A 2,942-nucleotide genomic window follows, 5' to 3' on the forward strand; every position below is an offset into this window, starting at 1 on the left:
CTGCGAGGTGCTGGCGGTGCTGCCCGCCGCGGCGCTGCGCGGGCACGAGGACGCGCTGCGCGGGCGCCTGCTGGCGGGGCTGGGCGCGCTGCCCGGTGTGCGGGTGGCGGACCTGGGCGGCGGGGACGCGGTGGGGGTGGTGACGTTCGCGGTGGACGGTCTCCCCGCAGGCCTCGTCGCCGCGTACCTGTCGGCCGAGCACGGCATCGGGGTGCGCGACGGCCGCTTCTGCGCGCACCGGCTCACCGCGGCGCTGGGCCTGACCGACGGCGGTGTGCGGGTCTCCACCGGGGTGGGGTCCTGTTCGGAGGACGTCGACCGGCTGCTGGCGGCGCTGGCGCAGCTGCTCACCACCGGCCCCGCGTGGCGCTACGGCCCCGTCGGGGGGCGCTGGGCGGCGCTGGACGACCCGCGGCCGCTGCCCGCACCGCTGCCCGCACCGCTGCCCGCACCGCTGCCCGCACCGCCGGGCGGTGGCTGCCCGGCCTGAGGTCGGCGACCCCGGGCCGGGCGGTGGCCGGCGCGTCAGAACCTGGCGTCGTGGACCGCCTCGAAGACGCCCGGCCGCACCTGCCGGACGCACCAGACGCGGACGTCCTTGCCGCCGGGGGCCTTCTCGTAGAACGCGACCTCGTCACCGGTGCGCACGCCTCGGCCACCGACGACGTAGCCGCCGTCGAGGACGAGCACGGTGTCGGCGGCGAACTCCTCCAGCGAGGAGGGCGCGGCGCCGCCCACCTCGGTGACGGGGTAGGCGCGGCCGGAGACGACGGGCGTGTGGGCGGGTGAGGACATGGATGCCTCCGCTGGGCTGGAAGGACACCGGCGCCTTCGCCGGGCGCGGCAAGCATCCTCCTCGTCCCGCGCCGGGGCTACTGCTTGCGCCCGGCCTTGTCCCCGGCGGCCTCGGCGTCGGAGGACAGCGCGGCGATGAAGGCCTCCTGCGGGACCTCCACCCGGCCGACCATCTTCATCCGCTTCTTGCCCTCCTTCTGCTTCTCCAGCAGCTTGCGCTTGCGGGTGATGTCACCGCCGTAGCACTTGGCGAGGACGTCCTTGCGGATGGCGCGGACGTTCTCGCGGGCGATGATGCGGGCCCCGATGGCGGCCTGGATGGGGACCTCGAACTGCTGGCGCGGGATGAGGTCCTTGAGCTTGCCGGCCATCATCACGCCGTAGGCGTACGCCTTGTCCTTGTGGACGATCGCGCTGAACGCGTCGACCTGCTCGCCCTGCAGCAGGATGTCGACCTTGACGAGGTCCGCGGCCTGCTCGCCGTCGACGTCGTAGTCCAGGGAGGCGTAGCCGCGGGTGCGCGACTTCAGGTTGTCGAAGAAGTCGAAGACGATCTCCGCCAGCGGCAGCCGGTAGCGCAGCTCGACGCGGTTCTCCGACAGGTAGTCCATGCCCTGCAGCTCACCGCGGCGCTCCTGGCACAGGTCCATGATCGTGCCGATGTAGTCCTTCGGCGACAGGACCGTGGCCCGCACGACGGGCTCGCGGATCTCGGCGACCTTGCCGCCGGGGAACTCCGAGGGGTTGGTGACGGTGACGACCTTGCGGTCCTCCATGGTCACCTCGTAGACCACGCTCGGGGCGGTGGAGATGAGGTCGAGGTTGAACTCCCGCTCCAGCCGCTCGCGCACGATCTCCAGGTGCAGCAGGCCGAGGAAGCCGATGCGGAACCCGAAACCCAGGGCCGCCGACGTCTCCGGCTCGTAGACGAGCGCGGCGTCGTTGAGCTTGAGCTTGTCCAGGGCGTCGCGCAGCAGCGGGTAGTCCGAGCCGTCGATCGGGTACAGCCCGGAGAACACCATCGGCTTGGGGTCGCGGTAGCCGCCGAGGGCCTGGGAGGCGGGCTTGGCGGCGTTGGTGACGGTGTCGCCGACCTTGGACTGGCGCACGTCCTTGACGCCGGTGATGAGGTAGCCGACCTCCCCCACGCCGAGGCCGTCGGACGGGGTGGGCTCGGGGGAGCTCACCCCGATCTCCAGCAGCTCGTGGGTGGCCTTGGTCGACATCATCGCGATCCGCTCGCGCGGGGAGAGCTTGCCGTCGATGACGCGCACGTAGGTGACGACGCCGCGGTAGGTGTCGTAGACCGAGTCGAAGATCATGGCGCGCGCCGGGGCGGTCGGGTCGCCGACCGGGGCGGGGAGCTGCCGGACGATCTCGTCGAGCAGGTGCTCCACGCCCGCGCCCGTCTTGCCCGACACCCGCAGGCAGTCCTCGGGCTGGCAGCCGATGAGACCGGCGAGCTCCTCGGCGAACAGGTCCGGCTGCGCCGCGGGCAGGTCGATCTTGTTGAGCACCGGGATGATGGTGAGGTCGTTCTCCATCGCCAGGTACAGGTTCGCCAGCGTCTGGGCCTCGATGCCCTGGGCGGCGTCGACCAGCAGCACCGCACCCTCGCAGGCGGCCAGCGAGCGGGAGACCTCGTAGGTGAAGTCGACGTGCCCGGGGGTGTCGATCATGTTGAGGGCGTAGGTGGTGCCGCCGCTGGCCCAGGGCATCCGCACGGCCTGCGACTTGATGGTGATGCCGCGCTCGCGCTCGATGTCCATCCGGTCCAGGTACTGCGCGCGCATGGCCCGCTCGTCGACGACGCCGGTCAGCTGCAGCATCCGGTCCGCGAGCGTCGACTTGCCGTGGTCGATGTGAGCGATGATGCAGAAGTTGCGGATGAGTTCCGGCGGCGTGGCGGCCGGGGCCAGGGCGGTCGTCGCCTTCGGGGACACGCTCGTCGGGACCTCTCGTCGGGCAGTCGGTGGTGCTGCGCTGCGGTGCTCGTGGGCGGTGCTCGTGGGTGGTGCTCGTGGGTGGTGCCGGCCGGCGCCGGTGCTGCGCGGGGTGTCGCCCATCGTCGCACGGGGCGGGGCACCGGCGGGCGGTCGAGGTCCGCACCCACCGCACGCACCCGCCGTGGCCGCACGCGCACGGCG

At 72.5% G+C, this 2,942-nt stretch carries 3 protein-coding genes; 1 reads left to right on the forward strand and 2 read right to left on the reverse strand.

Features of this window, described 5'->3' with window-relative positions; genetic code table 11:
* The coding region (locus tag ABEB16_RS12910) for an aminotransferase class V-fold PLP-dependent enzyme (RefSeq protein ID WP_345712656.1) at positions 1-490 on the forward strand (490 nt) is incomplete at its 5' end.
* A gap of 35 nt (positions 491-525) precedes the next feature.
* Here ABEB16_RS12910 and ABEB16_RS12915 read toward each other — a convergent pair.
* Together ABEB16_RS12915 and lepA are read right to left on the reverse strand one after the other, a co-directional pair.
* Positions 526-795 (reverse strand): hypothetical protein, encoded by a 270-nt coding sequence (locus ABEB16_RS12915; RefSeq protein ID WP_345712657.1) that lies wholly within the window; start codon positions 793-795, stop codon positions 526-528.
* A 77-nt stretch (positions 796-872) separates the two neighbouring features.
* Positions 873-2,738, reverse strand: coding sequence for a translation elongation factor 4 (gene lepA, locus ABEB16_RS12920; protein ID WP_345712658.1), 1,866 nt, complete (start codon positions 2,736-2,738; stop codon positions 873-875).
* Positions 2,739-2,942: the final 204 nt, after the last annotated feature.

Origin of the sequence: Kineococcus glutinatus (genome assembly GCF_039542765.1) — a bacterium.
Lineage (GTDB): Bacteria > Actinomycetota > Actinomycetes > Actinomycetales > Kineococcaceae > Kineococcus_A > Kineococcus_A glutinatus.